Below are 15,833 nucleotides of genomic sequence, written 5' to 3' on the forward strand. Positions count from 1 at the left end.
GACCATGCACCCGAAAGCCCTGCCTCCCCTGAACTGGCTGCGCGCCTTCGAAGTCTCGGCGCGGTACCTCAACTTCACCCACGCGGCGGAGGAGCTGCACCTCACCCAGGGGGCGGTCAGCCAGCAGATCCGGCAGCTGGAAAGCCACCTCGGGGTGGCGCTGTTCAAGCGCCTGCCCCGGGGCCTCGGGCTGACCGAGGAAGGCCAGTCCTACCTGCCGGTGGTGCAGGACGCCATCACCCGGCTGGCGGTGGGCACCAACGAGATCTTCGGCCAGCACAAGCGCCGGCCGATCAAGGTCCGTGGCAGCCTGTCGTTCCTGCACTTCTGGCTGGCACCCCGGCTGGCGGACTTCCGCCGCGCCCACCCGCAGCTGGACATCCGCTACATCAGCAACCTCTGGGTGAAGGAGCTGGACGGCGAGGACGACGTGGAGATCCGCTGGGGCCACGGCCAATGGCCGGGGCTGGTCTCCCAGCGGCTGACCTGGGACACGCTGTTCCCGGTGTGCGCGCCGGAGCTGCTGGCCCAGGGCCCGCTGCGCGAGCCGCGCGACGTGGCCCGCCACCCGCTGCTGCACGTGCTGGGCTACGAGGAGGGCTGGGGCTACTGGTTGCAGCGCGCCGGCGCCGATGACGTCGACTACGCCACCGGCCCGCAGTTCGACACCCTGGTATCGACCCTGCGCCTGGCCGAGCTGGGGCAGGGCATCGCCCTGGCGCGCTCCTCCATGGTCGAGGACCTGCTGCGCGAAGGGCGCCTGGTGGAGCTGTTCGACTGCCGCATCGAGGCCAGCGAATCCTTCTACCTGGTCAGCGGTTCCGGCACCGACCTGCATCCGGATGCCCAGGCCTTCGCCACCTGGCTGGTGGCCCAGGCCCACCGTTCCACCTGAGCTTGGAGTGAACATGCATTACGTGAGTACCCGCAGCGCCTCGGTGCGCGCGGATTTCCGCAGCGTCGTGCTGTCGGGGCTGGCCCCCGACGGCGGCCTGTTCGTGCCGGCCAGCCTGCCGGTGTTCAGCGTGCAGGAGATCGCCACCTGGTCCTGGCTGCCCTTCGAGGAGCTGGCCTGGCGGGTGATCGCCCCCTTCGTCGGCCAGGCCATCGCCGAGGACGACCTGCGCGGGCTGCTCAAGGCCTGCTACCAGGGTTTCGGCCACCGCGCCATCGCCCCCTTGCGCCAGGTGGACCGCAACGAATGGGTGCTCGAGCTGTTCCATGGACCCACCCGCTCCTCGAAGGATTTCGCCGCCCAGCTGCACGCGCGCCTGGCCCGTCACTTCCTCGAACGGGAAGGGCGTGAGGCCCTGGTGCTCGGCGCCACCAACGGCGACACCGGCCTGGCGGCGGTTGCCGCCTTCGGCGAGTGCCCGTGCAGCCGGGTGGTGATGCTCTATCCCGAGCAGGGCGTGCCAGGCGATCGCCTGGTGGCGTTGCAGGCGGCCGAGTCCGCACGGGTTCAGGGCATCGCCGTGGCGGGCAGTTTCGACGACTGCCAGCGCCTGGTGTCGCGGCTCTTCAGCCAATGGCCCAGCGAGCACCTGGCCATCGGCTTCAACTCCTCCAACTGGGTCGGCGTGCTGGCGCAGATCGTCTTCTACTTCCACGCTGCGCTGCAGTTGGGCGGCGGCCAGCGTCCCATCGGCTTCAGCATTCCTGCCGCCAGCTTCGCCGAGGTCTATGCCGGTTACGTGGCGCAGAAGATGGGGCTGCCGGTGAACCAGATCATCGTCTCCACCAACCGCAACGACGCCTTGCACCAGTTCATCCACCGCAACCGCTATGGCACCTGCGAGGCCCGCTCGACGCTGTCGCCGGCCATGGATTTCTCGGTGTTCTCCAACGTCGAACGGCTGGTCTGGGAACTCTACGACCATGACGACCAGGCCGTGCGCCGGTTGATGGAGCACCTGGAGGCGAGCGGCGAACTGAGCATCGCCAACGCGCCCTGGCTGCAGGCGCGGATGCTGATCGACTCCTACGCCGTGGACGACGCCCAGACCGAGGCGGAGATCGTCGCGCTGTTCCGCGACACCGGCCTGTGCATTGACCCGCACACCGCCACCGGCGTCCTGGCCGCGCGGCTTTACCGGCGCAGCGTGGTGACCCCGATGGTCACCCTCGGCCAGATCGCGCCGGAGAAGTCCGCCGCGCTGCTGGCCCGCCTGGGCGCCTGGCCGGCACCGCTGCCGGCCCGGGCGGCGCCGCGCGCCCACGCCCGCTGCCATGCCCGCACGGACCTGGAGGGCCTGCGCCAGGCCCTGGCCGGGGCCTGAGGACGCGACCGCGATGAAGCGCATCCTCGACCCGCTGGACGAGCGGATACTGGCCGAGCTGACCGCCAACGCGCGGATCGCCCACGCCGAGCTGGGCACCAAGGTGAACCTGTCGCGCAACGCGGTGCGCCAGCGCATCGAGCGCCTGGAGCGCGACGGGGTCATCCAGGGCTACACCCTCAAGGTGGGCGAGGGGCGGCGTGCAGCGGCACTGATCAGCGCAGTGATCTTCGTCTACCGCCACGACCGCATGCGCGGTGAAGAGGTGCTGCGGGACCTGCGGGCTATTCCCGAGGTGACCCAGTGCGACGTGATGAGTGGCGAGTTCGACCTGATGCTGCGGGTCGAGGCCGCCACGCCGGATCGCGTCCACGGCGTCTGGCGGCAGATCGCCGGGATTCCTGGCGTGGCCAATACCGTCACCTCGTTCGTGCTTTCCGCCGTCATCTGACCCCCTCCTCGCTCCACGACCCGGGCCCCGGCACGCCACACGTGCCGGGGCCTTTTCGTCTGCGCCCGGTGCACGCCGCCGCAGCCCCAGGGGGCGGGCCGTGGGGCCGCTCCGGCACTGGGCAGAACGCCCAATGAATACAGCAGATTGGCCTATTCAACTGCCACAGGCCGGCTCTTAGGCTGACCCCATCGAGCAAACGCCGGATTGGAGGCACCTGATGACCGAATACAAGATCGCCCTCGTGGGCTTTGGTGGAGTGAACCGTGGCCTGGCCCGCCTGGTGGCCGAGCGCAACGGGGCCTGGCAGCGCGAGCTGGGCTTCAGCCTGAAAATCGTCGGGGTCACCGACCTGTTCCTCGGCTCCCTCATCGACCGCAACGGCCTCGACGCCGCCCAGCTGGCCAACCTGCCCGTCACCCAGGGGGCGCTGGCCAGCCTGCCGGGCGGCACCGCCGAGGCCTTCAACGAGGCCGTGATCAAGCAGTCCGGCGCGGACCTGATCGCCGAGGCCACCTTCACCAACCCGGTGGACGGCGAACCCGCCACCACCTTCTGCCGCTGGGCCCTGGAGAGCGGCAAGCACGTGGTCACCACCAACAAGGGGCCGATTGCCCTGCATGGCGCCGAGCTCAAGGCCCTGGCCAAGCGCAACGGCGTGGCCTTCGAGTACGAAGGCGCGGTGATGAGCGGCACCCCGGTGATCCGCATGGCGCGACAGACCCTGGCGGGAGCCGGCATGGTCGGCTTCGAGGGCATCCTCAACGGCACCTCCAACTACGTGCTGACCCGCATGGAGGAAGGCCTCGGCTTCGACGAGGCGGTGGCCAAGGCCCAGGCGCTGGGTTACGCCGAAGCCGACCCGACGGCGGACGTGGAAGGCCACGACGTGCGCCTGAAGGTGGTGATCCTCGCCAACGAGCTGCTGGATGCCCACCTCTCGGTGAGCGACGTCGCCTGCAGCGGCATCAGCGCCCTGACCCCGGCGGACCTGACCCAGGCCCGGGAGGAGGGTGCTCGCTGGAAACTCATCGGCTCTGCCCAGCGCCAGGCCGATGGCTCGGTGGCTGCGCGGGTGGAGGCCCGCAAGCTGGACCTCGGCCACCCGCTGGCCGGGATCAGCGGCGCTACCAACGCGGTGGCCTTCAACACCGAACTGCTGGGCGCGGTCACCGTGTCCGGACCGGGTGCCGGCCGTATCGAGACCGCCTTCGCGCTGCTCTCCGACATCGTCGCCCTCCATGCCACCCACGGCCGCCCGTAAGCCCAGGAGCCTGCCCATGACCGTTTCGTCCCTGGCCTTGGCCACCGCTGTCGAGCCCTCCGGCATCGACGTACACAACCCCTTCGACGGCAGCCTCGTCGGCAGCGTGCCCTGCCTGGGCGCCGCCGATGTGCCGGCCCTGCTGGCCAGTGCCCGCGAGGGTGTACGCCAGTGCGCGGCGCTGCCCCGGCACCGTCGCGCCGCCATCCTGGAGGAGGCCGCCCGCCGGGTGGAGCAGGAGGCCGCCGTCTTCGCCGCGCTGATCGTCGCCGAGGCCGGCAAGACCCTGCGCCAGGCCCAGAAGGAGGTGAAGCGCTGCATCAACACCCTCAAGCTTTCCGCCGAAGAGGCGCGGCGCAATGCCGGCGAGGTGGTGCCCTTCGAATCCTACGAGGGCTCCGAGTCCCGCCAGGGCTGGTTCACCCGTGAACCCCTGGGGCTGATCGTCGCCATCACCCCCTACAACGACCCGCTCAACCTGGTGGCGCACAAGCTCGGGCCGGCCATCGCCGGGGGTAATGGCGTGCTGCTCAAGCCGTCCGAACTGGCTCCGCTGTCGGCCTGCAAGCTGGTGGATTGCCTGCGCCAAGCGGGCCTGCCGGAGGCCGTGGTGACCATCGCCACCGGCGGCGCGGAACTGGGCAAGGCGCTGACCTCGGCCCGGGAGGTGCGGATGATTTCCTTCACCGGTGGCTTCGTCACCGGCGAGCACATCGCCCGCAACGCCGGCCTCAAGAAGCTGGCGATGGACCTGGGCGGCAACGCACCGGTCCTGGTGCTGGACGACTGCGAGCTGGAAGCCACCGTCGAATCCTGTGTCTCCGGTGCGTTCTGGGCCGCCGGGCAGAACTGCATCGGCACCCAGCGCCTGCTGGTGCAGGCCTCGATCTACGCCGAGTTCCGCGAGCGCTTCGTCGCCCGTACCCGCGCGCTGGTGGTGGGTGACCCGGCCCGTGCCGAGAGCGACATGGGCCCGATGATCACCGAGCAGGCCGCCCGCGCCACCGAACAGGTGGTGGCCGAGGCCCTCGCCGAGGGAGCGACCCTGCTGTGCGGCCAACGCCGCGAGGGTGCGCTGTATCACCCCACGGTGCTGGAAGGGGTGGACCATCGCAGCCGCCTGTGGCGCCAGGAGGTGTTCGCGCCCGTGGTGGTGCTGGAGCCTTTCGAGACCCTGGAGGAGGCCGTGGCCCTGGCCAACGAACCGGAGTACAGCCTGCACGCCGGCATCTTCACCCGCGACCTGCGTCGCGCCCTCTGGGCGGCCCGGCGCATCGAGGCCGGCGGCGTGATGATCAACGACTCCTCCGACTACCGCTTCGACGCCATGCCCTTCGGCGGCTTCAAGTACGGCAGCCTGGGCCGCGAGGGCGTGCGTTTCGCCTACGAGGACATGACGCAGCCCAAGGTGGTCTGCATCAACGACCTCAACTGAACCGTCAGGTGACGACCCTTTGCGGTCGTCCTTTGCACCGGACGACGCCGCTCGCCGCGCCGCCCGGTGCGTTTTTTTGGATATGTCTGCGTAGCTGTTGTGAACCTAAGGAAGGCATTGCGCACCGAACGTGATGCGCACATCGATGAAGATTTTGGCGAAGACGTTGGAGCGGCCAAACGCCCCTTTCAGGAGGCCGAGCGGCATCGTCGTGTAAGGGGTTGAGCGACATGGATGTCGCGAGAGCGCTGCCGGGCCAGGGATGGCCCGTCAGCGCGGGCCCCGGAACGATGATGGCGCGAGGGTAGTCTGGCGAAGCCAGACCCGTATGCAGGGGCAAGCGCTTTTGGTTCCTTTTCTGGCGACTGAGAAAAGGGACTCGCCTGGCAAGGCGAAACAGAAACCATCAGCAAAACTCGGCAATCGGCTTGGCAACAGACCTTCTAGCAACACTTAATGCAGACAGAGTTTTTTAGGGAGCCTTGCATGATCACGCGATTCCACGAGGGCCCGCGCATGGCCCAGGCCGTTGCCTACGGGCCGTTCTTCGAGACGGCGGGCATCTGTGCCGACGACCCGACGCTGGACATCCGCGCCCAGGCGCGCCAGGCCCTGGCGCACATCGACGCTTTGCTGGCGGAGGCCGGCCTCGGTCGCCGGGACCTGGTGCGGGTGCAGGCCTGGCTGGCCGACTACCGCGACTTCGACGCCTTCAACGAGGTCTATGACGCCTGGCTGGCGGCAGGTCCGAAGCCGGTCCGTGCCTGTGTGGGCAGTGCCCTGGGCGGCTACGCGGTGGAGGTCCAGGTGCTGGCCTATCGACAGTCGCCCGGCGCCTAGCGGGGGCGTGCCGTGACGCAGGGCACGGCGCGGTCAAACCGGGGGAGGCCGGCAACACGCGGGGCAGGTATGCTTTCGCTCCTTGTGTCGCACACGCTCCCCCGAAAAGAACATGAAGAATGTCGCCGTCCTCGTGTACCCCGACGTGCTGATGCTGGATGTCTCCGGCCCGGTCGAGGTGTTCTCCATCGCCAACCGCTACCTGCCGCCCGAGCAGCAGTACCGGGTGTTCACCGTCAGCACCGGCGAGGCCATCGTGCGGGCCTCCAACGGCATGCGCCTGGTGGCGGACCACCTGCTGGACGATGCGCCTCGCGAGCTGGACCTGCTGCTGGTCCCCGGTGGTCCCGGCGCCTACAACTTCAACCAGCCGGAGCTGCTGCCCTGGCTGCGCGAAACCGTGGCGCGCACGCCCCGGCACGGTTCCATCTGCACCGGTGCGTTCATCCTCGGTGAGGCCGGGCTGCTGGACGAGCGTCGCGTCACCACCCACTGGAACTACACCGAACGCCTGGCGCGGCGCTTCCCCCGGGCCCAGGTCGAGGTGGACCGGATCTACCTGCAGGACGGGGAGCTGGTGACCTCCGGCGGCATCACCGCCGGCATCGACATGGCCCTGGCGATCCTCGCCGACGACCACGGCCGCAAGATCGCCGTGGACGTGGCCAAGGTGCTGCTGGTGGCCATGAAGCGCCAGGGCGGCCAGGCCCAGTTCAGCCCGCTGCTGGCAGAGGTGGCGCGGGAGGACACCCCCATCGCCCGCGCCCAGCGCCATGTGCTGGACCACCTGGCGGAAGACCTCAACGTCGAGGCGCTGGCCGGGGTCGCCGGGCTCAGCAGCCGCCACTTCGCCCGGTTGTTCACCCGCGAGGTGGGCATGACCCCCACCGCGTTCATCCACGACGCGCGCATCGACCACGCCCGGCGCCTGCTGGAAAGCACCGACCTGCCGCTCAAGACCATCGCCTTCCGCAGCGGCTTCGGCAGCGTGCGCTGCATGCGCGAGCTGTTCACCGAACGCCTCGGGCTCACCCCCGCGCAGTACCGCCACCAGTTCGGCTAGTGGCCTCACCCGGGGCATGTCCGAATTACGCCCCTCGTTGTCCGCCTGGCTCCCCATGGTTTCGTTTTCGCCCGCAGGGCCGAGCGGCATCATGGCTTCCACGATTGCGCGCCGCCCTCCATCCCTTCCGGATGGGGCTTCGGCGTCCGCAGAAAAAGGGAGGAGGGGCCATGGAGACACAGGAGCAGGACCGTGCCCGCACGGCGATCCACCTGGCGCCCTGGCAGCTGCAACGGGCCAAGGAGCTGATCGCGGCCCACCTCGGCCGTTCGCTGACGGTGGCCTGGCTGGCCCGTGAGTGCGGCCTGTCGCGTTGTCATTTCTCCCGCGCCTTCCAGGGCAGCACCGGGCTGTCGCCCCACCAGTGGCTGACCCGCGCGCGGCTGGACCGTGCCCGGCAGTTGCTGCTGGGCGAGCGCACCGTTGCCGAGGTGGCCCAGGCCTGCGGTTTCACCGACCAGGCGCACTTCGCCCGGGTGTTCGTCCGTCATGTGGGCACGCCGCCCAGCCAGTGGCGGCTGGCGCGCCTGCGGGAGCAGAGCGGAGCGCGCATGAGCCGGGGCATCGAGCACCCGGCCCCGCGCCCGTCGCGGCTTACTTGCCGATCAGAGTGAAGTAGCTGGTCATCAGGTTGCGGTAGTTGGGGATGTGCTCGGAGAGCAGGTTGCCCAGCCCTTCGATGTCGTTGCGCCAGTCACGGTGCAGTTCGCAGGCGACGCTGAACCAGTTCATCAGCTGCACGCCGGCGGCGTTCATGCGCGCCCAGGCGGCCTGCTGCACGGTCTTGTCGAAGGTGCCCGAGGCATCGGTCACCACGAACACCTCGAAGCCTTCGGCAATGGCCGACAGCGCCGGGAAGGTCACGCACACGTCGGTCACCACGCCGGCGATGATCAGTTGCTTGCGCCCGGTCTTCTTCACGGCGGCGACGAAGTCCTCGTTGTCCCAGGCGTTGATCTGGCCGGGGCGGGCGATGTAGGGCGCATCGGGGAACTGGGCCTTCAGCTCGGGCACCAGCGGGCCGTTGGGGCCCTGCTCGAAGCTGGTGGTGAGGATGGTCGGCAGGCCGAAGAACTTGGCGACGTCGCCCAGGGCCAGCACGTTGTTCTTGAAGTCGCTGGGGGTGAAGTCCTGCACCAGCGAGATCAGGCCGGACTGGTGGTCGATCAGCAGGACGACCGCATCGTCCTTGTTCAGGCGGTTGTAGGGCTTGGACATGGTGTTTCTCCTTGTGGCGGTGGCCCGCAGCGGGGCGATTGGGGCGCCGTATCACCCCCGGGTCGTTGGCGGGTGGGTACGGGCGCTGCCGCCACTATCGGTGAGCGCACAGGGCGTCGGCTTGCATCGATGTGCTCGATTGGGAGGGCGGGGGATCGACGGCGGCGGACGCGGGGAGGGCAGGTGTGCCCTGAGGCGGTTCCGGCGTTTTCAGGAAGCGTGCGGGGTGCTCTGAAAGACCCGTTCCAGAGGGGTTGGATGGTTCGGGTGGCACGTCATTGAAGCAGGTGTGCGACACCCTGGCTTGTACATTTGTTCTTATTTCCGTGTCGCGTGGTTAACGCTTGAGATGGGAATTTCTTTCATCTAGGTTGAAAAAGTTCCGCTGAAAAGCGGCCCTGTTTCCGCCTGTTCGACGACGAGTTGCCACCATGATCCGCCTGGGTGACGCCTGGATTTCGCTGGAGCGAAGAGAAGCCTTCCTGAACGGTGCCCCGGTGCGCCTGGGCAGCCGCGCCTTCGATGTGCTGGAAGCCCTGCTCGCCGCCCCCAACCGCCTGGTGACCAAGGCCGAGTTGCTGCAGGCGGCGTGGCCCGACCTGGTGGTGGAGGAGAACAACCTGCAGGTGCAGGTCTCGGCCCTTCGCAAGCACCTGGGCCTGGATGCGCGCCTGCTGGAAACGGTGCCGCGCCGGGGCTATCGCCTCAACCTGCAGGCAACCGTGGTGGCGGCCGCCGAACCGCCTGTCCGACCGGTGCCCGCTGCGCCGGTCGGGCGCGCCGACGTGCATGTCATCGACGACGAGCCGGCCGTGCGCACGGCGCTGGTCCGCCAGCTGCGCTCGGCGGGTATCGAAGCCACGGCCTATGCCTCGGCGCCCGAGTTCCTCGCCCGCTGCCCCTGTGATCGCCCCGGCTGCCTGCTGCTGGACGTGCGCCTGCGCGAGGGCAGCGGCTTCGACCTGCAGGACGAACTGGCCCGGCGCGGCGTGCCGTTGTCGGTGGTGTTCATGAGCGGCTTCGGCACCATCGACATGTCGGTCAAGGCCATGAAGGCCGGCGCCGAGGGCTTCCTCACCAAACCGGTGGACGAGGCCCAGTTGCTGGCGGCGGTGGGCGAGGCCATGGGCCGGGCCTGCATCCTCCACCAGCAGCGCCATGCCCGGCAGGCGGTGCAGGCGCGCTATGCCAGCCTCACCCCACGGGAGCGCGACGTGTTCCGACTGCTGCTGGAGGGCCGCCAGAACCGCGACATCGCCCAGCAGCTCGGCCTGCAGGACGTGACGGTGAAGATGCATAAAAAGCACGTCATGACAAAACTCGGCGCGAGCAACCTGATACACCTGCTCGTGGCGGGCCGCACGCTGGGGATGCTGCCCCAGTTCGACCCGGTCGCCGAACCGGCCTGACCCGGCATGCACGCCGCCATCCCCTGTCCTCTGCCCAGGGCTAGCCATGAAGGTCGTGTGCGTCGTCGACGACGAACCCAAGGTCCGCAAGAGCCTCGACAACCTGTTGCGCTCGGTCGGCCTGCGCGCCGTGTGCTTCGAGTCCGGCGAGGCCTTCCTCGCCTCACGCTGGCCGGAGCAGGCCGATGCGCTGCTGCTCGATGTGCGCATGCCTGGCCTGAAGGGCGCTGAGGTGCAGGCGCTGCTGGCCGAGCGCCGCTGCCCGCTGCCGGTCATCTGCATGTCCGCCGAGGCGGGCGCGCAGGGCGCCGAGTCGGCCCTTGCCCGCGGCGCCCATGCCTTTCTCGCCAAGCCCTTCAGTGCCGAGGCGTTGCTGGCCGCGCTGGCGGGCCTGCCCGGGTGGGCTGCGTGAGCCCGCCGCCACTGCTGCATGACTTGCCCGACGCTCTGGCCGCCTGCTTCGACGAGCACTGGCTGGCCCGTGTCGATTGGCAGCCCCTGGACCGCAACGGCGAGCTGAGCCGCTGGCGGGTGCGCGACAGCCGTGCCGGCCGCCAGTGGCTGGTGGTGCGTGCAGGCCCCCAGGCCGCCCATTGGGAACTGGCCGGGCTGGATCATGAATACGCCCTGGGTTCGCGGCTGGACACGGCCTGGGCGTTGCTGCCGGTGGCGCGCCTGGGTGGCGCCGACGGCACCCTGCTGGTGCTGGACGACGACGCTGGCATGCCGCTCTCCCTCACCTGCCGCGAGCCCCTGGCGGTGGAGCCCTTCCTGCGCCTTGCCCTGGCCGCCGCCCAGGCGCTGGGCAAGGTCCATCGCAGCGGCCTGGCGCACCGCAACCTGTGCCCGGACAACCTGTTCCTGATGCCCGACGGGCGCATCCGCCTCACCGGCTTCGGCAAGGCTGGCGCCCTGGAAAACGCCGCTCCCGGGAGCCCGGCCCTCAACGATCGGCAACTGGCCTACCTGCCGCCGGAGCGCGACGGCACGCCCGAGGCCGACCTCTATGCCCTGGGGGTGTGCTTCTTCCAATGGCTCACCGGGCGCTACCCCTTCGTCGCGGGCGACCCGCTGGAGTGGCAGCACCGCCATGCAGCCGTCGCCGCGCCCGCACCTTCGCAGTTGCGGTCCGGCGTGCCCGCCGCAGTGGATGCGCTGCTGGCCGCCATGCTGGCCAAGCAGGCCGACGCCCGGCCGCGCCAGGCGATCCAGGTGGAGAGCGAGCTGCGCCGTTGCCTGGAGGCCTGGCGCGAAGGCGCCGCGCTGCACCGGACGGCAGGCGGTGCTGCGTTGCTGGTGGCCCGTGAGGCCGAACTGGCGACCCTGGCCGCCGCCCGCGAACGCCTGCGCAAAGGGCAGGGCGGGGCCGTGCTGGTGGCGGGCGAGGCCGGCATCGGCAAGACCTCGCTGATGCGCCGCTTCCGCCGCGAGGAGGATGACGCCAGCGTGCTGTTCGCCAGCACCAAATGCGAACTGTCCCGCCGCCGCGCGCCCTACGAGGCCCTGGCCGGGCTGTTCGGCGGCCTGTGCGAGCGCCTGCTGGCCGAAACACCGGCCCAGGCCCAGCGCTGGCGTGAACACCTGCAGGGCGTGGTGGGCACCCATGCCCAGCGGGTGGTGCGCCTCATTCCGCCGCTGGCGCCCTTGCTGGGGGATGGCCGTTTGCCGGCCGAGGCATTGCCGCCCAGCGAAGCGCGGCGTTACCTGCACGGCGTGCTGCAACGGCTGCTGGGCGCCCTGGCCCGGCGGGAGCATCCCTTGCTGCTGTTCGTCGACGACCTGCAGTGGATCGACGAGGAGAGCCGCGACTTCCTCTGCGAGCTGGCCCCTTCGGCCTTCGACCACTGCCTGCTGGTGCTCGCCTACCGGCCTGCCGAATGCCGGGCGGGCAGCCTTGCCGCGCCGTTGTTGGCCGCATGCGAGGGGCTTGGCGAGCGCTGTGTGCGCATCGACCTGGCGCCCCTGGGCGCGCAGGGCATCGGCGACCTGCTGGGCGCCGGCCTTAGCCTGCAGCCCGAGGCCCATGCCCGCCTGGCCGGGCACCTGGAGCAACAGGGGCACGGCAACCCGCTGTACCTCACCCAGTTCGCCGCCCTGCTGCGCGAGGCCGGCGATACGCCGCTGATGGCCGACGGCCCGGTGGTGGACGTGGCCAGCCTGCTGGAGGTTCGCCTGCGGCGCCTGCCGGAGAGCACCCGGGAATTGCTGGGTGCGCTGGCCCTGCTGGGCAACCGCACGCCGCTGGACGAACTGGCCCAGGCCAGCGGCCTGCCCGCCGATACCGTGGCCCATCACCTGCACCCCGCGCGAGAGGCCGGCCTGCTGGAGGAGCAGGCGGAGGGCCTGGCCTTCGCCCACGACGCCTTGCTGGAGTCGGTGCGCGGGCAACTGCCGGCGCAGCGCCAGGCCGGCATGCACGCCGGCTTCGCCCGCCAGTTGCTGGCCGGGCTGGCCACGCAGGCCCCCGCTGCGGCGGTGTTCCGGGTGGCCGCCCAGGTGCTGCGGGTGACCCCGGCCACGCTGGATGCCGAGGACCGGCGCCGCTTCGTCGACCTGCTGCTGCGTGCCGCCTGCCTGGCCGCCGACGCCGTCGCTCCCGGTCCGTTGCTGGACTACCTGCACCAGGCCGGGGCCCTGCTGCAGGGGCTGGACGACCCGGCCCGTGCCCGAGAGGTGGAGCTGTTGCACGTCCACGGGCTCATACTCGGCGCCGACTACCTGGCGGCCGATACCCGCCTGCAAGCGCGGCTGGCCGACACGGCGGATGCCCTGGAACGCATCGCCCTGCAGCGCCTGCGGGTGGAGATCCACTGCCTGCGGGGTGACTACCCCGGTGCCCTTGCGTGTGTCGCCGCCGCCCTGGCCGAGCGTGGCGTGGTGTTCCCCTGTGCGCCCACGCCGGAGCAGGCCGCCGAAGCCTGGCAGGCCCTGCTGGCCGAACTGGACGGCCGTCCGCCGGCGTACTTTGCCGAGCTGCCCGAGGCGCAGGATGCCGAGGCGCTGGCGGTGATGGAGCTGCTGGCCGCGCTGGTGGTGCCCGGGTCGTTCATCCAGCCGAACCTGATGCTGCTGGCCACCGCGCGCATCGCCCACATGGCCCTGCAGCACGGGCTCAGCGCAGCGGCCGTGCAGGCCCTGGCGTGGCTCGGCGTGGCAGCGGCCGAACGCTTCGAATGCCATGCCGAAGGCTTTGCCTTCAGTGCCGTGGCGCGGCGACTGGCGGAGCAGCCGGCCTATGCCGCCAGTCGCGTCTCGGCCCTGGTGGCTCTGGACCAGGTGAGCGTCTGGACCCAGTCGCTGCCCTTCGCCCTGGAATGCGCCGAGCAGGCCTACCGCGCCAGCCTGGCCCAGGGCTCGCCCAGCTTTGCCTGCTACGCCAACAACCACATCGTCTCGGACCTGCTGGTGCTGGGCGCCCCCATCGAACGCATGCTGGGGCAGATCGACAGCGGCCTGGAACTGGCGCGCAACCTGGAGTTCCTCGACGCGCAGACCATCCTCCACGCCCAGGCCCGCTACATCCGTCGGCTGGCCGGGGAGGGCGGCGGTCACCTGCCGATCCCGGACGTGGAGATCCTGCGCCAGCGGGTGGCGTGGAGCCACATGGGCCCGCTGCGCTTCTGGTGGAGCCTGTTCGAAGGCCTGCTGGCCTTCCTCGAAGGGCAGCTGGAAGAGGCGGCCGTGCACCTGGACGCCGCCTGGGCGCTGACCTGGTCCGCGCCGGTGCACATCCACCAGATCGACCTGGCGATGTTCAGCGTGCTCAACCGCGCCGCCCTGCAGACCGCCACCGGCCGGCCGCAGGACTACGCCGAGCCGCTGCGCCGCCTGCGCCTTTGGGCGGCGCTGAACCCGCGCTATTTCGCCGACCGCCTGGCCCTGGCCGAGGCCGAGGTGGCCCGCGCCGAAGGCGACCCGGTGCGGGCGCTGCGCCTCTACGAACGCGCCATCGCCTGTGCCGAAGCCTGTGGTGCCATCCACCTCAAGGGCCTGAGCCACGAGCTGGCGGCCCGCTGCCACGAAGCGCTGGAGCTGCCCGGCACCGCCCGTGAGCACCTGCGCCAGGCCCATGCCGCCTGGCGGCGCTGGGGCGCCCACACCCTGGCGGTGCAACTGGAGCAGGCCCACCCCTTCCTCTGCGAGGGCAGCAGCGTGGGGGATGGGCCCCGACCGGCTGCCGAGCAGCTGGACCGGCTGTCCATCACCCGCGCCTGCCAGGCGCTGTCCCGCGAGATCGAGCCCGCCGCGCTGATCGAGACGCTGCTGGCCAACGCCGCGATGCACGCCGGTGCCGGCTACGTCGCGCTGCTGCTCCACGAGGGTGGGAACCTGCACGTGGAAGCCTGCGGCCAGGCCGACCACGATGGGGTGACGGTGCGCCTGCAGCCCGAGGCGGAGGCCGCCCAGCTGGCGCCCCTGGGCCTGGTGCGCGAGGCCCTAGAACGGCGCGAACCGGTGCTGGTGGAAGGCCCCTACGCCCTGCGCTGCTACACCGGTGACCCCTACCTGGGGCAGCTGGAGAACGGCACCGTGCTGTGCCTGCCGCTGCTCAAGCAGCGCGAGGTGGTGGGCGCGTTGTACCTGGAGAACCGCCTCACCACCGGCGCCATCGACCCGGCCCGCATCGACCTGCTGGCGCTGCTGGCGGCCCAGGCAGCGATTTCCCTCAGCCATGCCCGGCTCTATGGCGACCTGCTGGCGGAGAACCGCCGGCGCCGCGACAGCGAGAGCACCCTGCGGCGTACCCAGGCGCTGCTGGCCCTGGGGCAGGAGGTGAGCCGCTACGGCACCTTCGTCTGGCGGGTGGGGCGGGAGCCGTCGTTCTGGTCCGCCGCACTGGTGGCCGAACTGCGCCTGGAGGCCCCGGCCGACGGCGCCTACCTCAGCCAGCCCGGCGCCCTGGTGCATGCCGACGACCGTGCGCGCTTCGGCCAGGCCCTGGAAACCGCCCTGGCCGAGCGGCAGGGTGCGCGCCTGGAGTTCCGTAGCGTCTCCATGGACGGTTCGCCGCGTTACCTGGAGCTGGTGCTGGAGCCCGCCGAACACGAGACCTTCATCGGCGTGGTCTCCGACGTGACCGAGCGGCGTCGCACCGAGGCCGAGCTGCGCGCGGCGCGCAGCGAGCTGGACCGTACCTCCCAGGCCACCATCCTCGGCGAGCTGGCAGCCTCCATCTCCCACGAGATCAACCAGCCCCTGGCCGCCATTCTTTCCAATGCCGGCGCCAGCATCCGCTGGCTGGAGCGCGACTCGCCCTCGGTGGAGGAGGCCCTGGAGGGCCTGCGCGACATCCTCGCTGAGTGCCGTCGCGCTGCCGATATCGTCCGTGCCACCCGCGCCCTCGCCCGTCAGGCACCGAGCCAGCGGCGCCCCCTGGCATTGGGCAAGGTCATCCGCCAGGTGCTGGCGATCACCCGCGCCGAGCTGGACGACAAGCACGTGGACGTCAGCCTGCGGCTGGCCAGCGGCGTCACCGTCGAGGGCGACGCCATCCAGCTGCAGCAGGTGATGCGCAACCTGATCCAGAACGCCGTGGAGGCCATGCAGTGCCAGCCGCCCAGCACCCGTCGGCTGGTGCTGGAGAGCCAGGTCCTCGGCAGCGAGGTGCTGGTGCTGGTGGAAGACAACGGCCCGGGCGTGGCCGAGGAAGCCCAGGGGCGCATCTTCCAGGCCTTCTTCAGCACCAAGGCCAGCGGCATGGGCATGGGGCTGGCCATCTGCGAGTCGATCCTCTGCGCCCATGGTGGGCGGCTCGGCGCGATCCGTGGCCGACGCGGCGAGAGCCTGTTCTTCTTCACCCTGCCGCTGGCGGCCGGGTGAGGGCGGTTTAAGGGTTTTTCAGGTTCGCCAAAGGACGCCTCGGCTGCCGCCGGG

Annotated in this window: 12 protein-coding genes; 11 read left to right on the forward strand and 1 reads right to left on the reverse strand. The window is 70.5% G+C overall.

What is annotated here, in order from left to right:
- Positions 1–4: 4 nt before the first annotated feature.
- The 8 genes from BM198_RS15905 to BM198_RS15940 all read left to right on the forward strand — a co-directional run bounded on the left by BM198_RS15905 (position 5) and on the right by BM198_RS15940 (position 7,946).
- A complete protein-coding gene (locus tag BM198_RS15905) occupies positions 5–895 on the forward strand; it encodes a LysR substrate-binding domain-containing protein (RefSeq protein ID WP_044403897.1) in 891 nt (296 codons plus the stop codon).
- A gap of 13 nt (positions 896–908) precedes the next feature.
- Complete coding sequence (locus BM198_RS15910) at positions 909–2,279, forward strand: pyridoxal-phosphate dependent enzyme (protein ID WP_074971249.1); 1,371 nt, start codon at positions 909–911, stop codon at positions 2,277–2,279.
- Between the two features lie 13 nt (positions 2,280–2,292).
- Entirely contained in the window at positions 2,293–2,730 is a 438-nt protein-coding gene (locus BM198_RS15915; protein ID WP_044403893.1) for an Lrp/AsnC family transcriptional regulator, read from the forward strand.
- Positions 2,731–2,950: 220 nt separating this feature from the next.
- Positions 2,951–3,994 (forward strand): homoserine dehydrogenase, encoded by a 1,044-nt coding sequence (locus tag BM198_RS15920; RefSeq protein WP_074971251.1) that lies wholly within the window; start codon positions 2,951–2,953, stop codon positions 3,992–3,994.
- A gap of 16 nt (positions 3,995–4,010) precedes the next feature.
- Positions 4,011–5,429: an aldehyde dehydrogenase family protein gene (locus BM198_RS15925; protein WP_074971253.1), complete on the forward strand. Its 1,419-nt coding sequence runs from the start codon at positions 4,011–4,013 to the stop codon at positions 5,427–5,429.
- Between the two features lie 486 nt (positions 5,430–5,915).
- Positions 5,916–6,269: a RidA family protein gene (locus BM198_RS15930; RefSeq protein WP_074971255.1), complete on the forward strand. Its 354-nt coding sequence runs from the start codon at positions 5,916–5,918 to the stop codon at positions 6,267–6,269.
- 112 nt (positions 6,270–6,381) lie between these two features.
- A complete protein-coding gene (locus tag BM198_RS15935) occupies positions 6,382–7,332 on the forward strand; it encodes a GlxA family transcriptional regulator (protein ID WP_074971257.1) in 951 nt (316 codons plus the stop codon).
- Positions 7,333–7,502: 170 nt separating this feature from the next.
- Positions 7,503–7,946, forward strand: coding sequence for a helix-turn-helix domain-containing protein (locus tag BM198_RS15940; RefSeq protein WP_074971259.1), 444 nt, complete (start codon positions 7,503–7,505; stop codon positions 7,944–7,946).
- Here BM198_RS15940 and ycaC read toward each other — a convergent pair.
- Positions 7,927–8,550 carry an isochorismate family cysteine hydrolase YcaC gene (ycaC, locus tag BM198_RS15945; RefSeq protein WP_074971261.1) on the reverse strand — a complete coding sequence of 208 codons (624 nt, stop codon included), beginning with the start codon at positions 8,548–8,550 and terminating at the stop codon, positions 7,927–7,929. The two genes, BM198_RS15940 and ycaC, sit on opposite strands and share 20 nt — an antisense overlap.
- Positions 8,551–8,981: 431 nt before the next feature.
- Here ycaC and BM198_RS15950 point away from each other — a divergent pair, with 431 nt between their 5' ends.
- Genes BM198_RS15950 through BM198_RS15960 form a run of 3 tightly spaced genes read left to right on the forward strand, consistent with a single transcriptional unit; the run spans position 8,982 to position 15,779 of the window.
- A complete protein-coding gene (locus BM198_RS15950) occupies positions 8,982–9,959 on the forward strand; it encodes a response regulator (RefSeq protein ID WP_044404808.1) in 978 nt (325 codons plus the stop codon).
- A 55-nt stretch (positions 9,960–10,014) separates the two neighbouring features.
- Positions 10,015–10,371 carry a response regulator gene (locus BM198_RS15955; RefSeq protein WP_074971336.1) on the forward strand — a complete coding sequence of 119 codons (357 nt, stop codon included), beginning with the start codon at positions 10,015–10,017 and terminating at the stop codon, positions 10,369–10,371.
- On the forward strand, positions 10,368–15,779 hold the full coding sequence (locus BM198_RS15960; protein WP_074971263.1) for a trifunctional serine/threonine-protein kinase/ATP-binding protein/sensor histidine kinase: 5,412 nt from the start codon (positions 10,368–10,370) through the stop codon (positions 15,777–15,779). The genes BM198_RS15955 and BM198_RS15960 overlap by 4 nt, the downstream gene beginning before the upstream one ends.
- Positions 15,780–15,833: the final 54 nt, after the last annotated feature.

The sequence above is a fragment of the Metapseudomonas otitidis genome (assembly GCF_900111835.1).
Taxonomy (GTDB): Bacteria; Pseudomonadota; Gammaproteobacteria; order Pseudomonadales; family Pseudomonadaceae; genus Metapseudomonas; species Metapseudomonas otitidis.

What these genes read in the sequence shown, in the direction of transcription:
- BM198_RS15920 (WP_074971251.1), top strand. Translation starts at nt 2,951, where the DNA reads ATGACCGAATACAAGATCGCCCTCGTGGGCTTTGGTGGAGTGAACCGT.
- BM198_RS15930 (WP_074971255.1), top strand. Translation starts at nt 5,916, where the DNA reads ATGATCACGCGATTCCACGAGGGCCCGCGCATGGCCCAGGCCGTTGCC.
- BM198_RS15935 (WP_074971257.1), top strand. Translation starts at nt 6,382, where the DNA reads ATGAAGAATGTCGCCGTCCTCGTGTACCCCGACGTGCTGATGCTGGAT.
- BM198_RS15925 (WP_074971253.1), top strand. Translation starts at nt 4,011, where the DNA reads ATGACCGTTTCGTCCCTGGCCTTGGCCACCGCTGTCGAGCCCTCCGGC.
- BM198_RS15940 (WP_074971259.1), top strand. Translation starts at nt 7,503, where the DNA reads ATGGAGACACAGGAGCAGGACCGTGCCCGCACGGCGATCCACCTGGCG.
- BM198_RS15950 (WP_044404808.1), top strand. Translation starts at nt 8,982, where the DNA reads ATGATCCGCCTGGGTGACGCCTGGATTTCGCTGGAGCGAAGAGAAGCC.
- BM198_RS15905 (WP_044403897.1), top strand. Translation starts at nt 5, where the DNA reads ATGCACCCGAAAGCCCTGCCTCCCCTGAACTGGCTGCGCGCCTTCGAA.
- BM198_RS15915 (WP_044403893.1), top strand. Translation starts at nt 2,293, where the DNA reads ATGAAGCGCATCCTCGACCCGCTGGACGAGCGGATACTGGCCGAGCTG.
- BM198_RS15910 (WP_074971249.1), top strand. Translation starts at nt 909, where the DNA reads ATGCATTACGTGAGTACCCGCAGCGCCTCGGTGCGCGCGGATTTCCGC.
- ycaC (WP_074971261.1), bottom strand. Translation starts at nt 8,550, where the DNA reads ATGTCCAAGCCCTACAACCGCCTGAACAAGGACGATGCGGTCGTCCTG.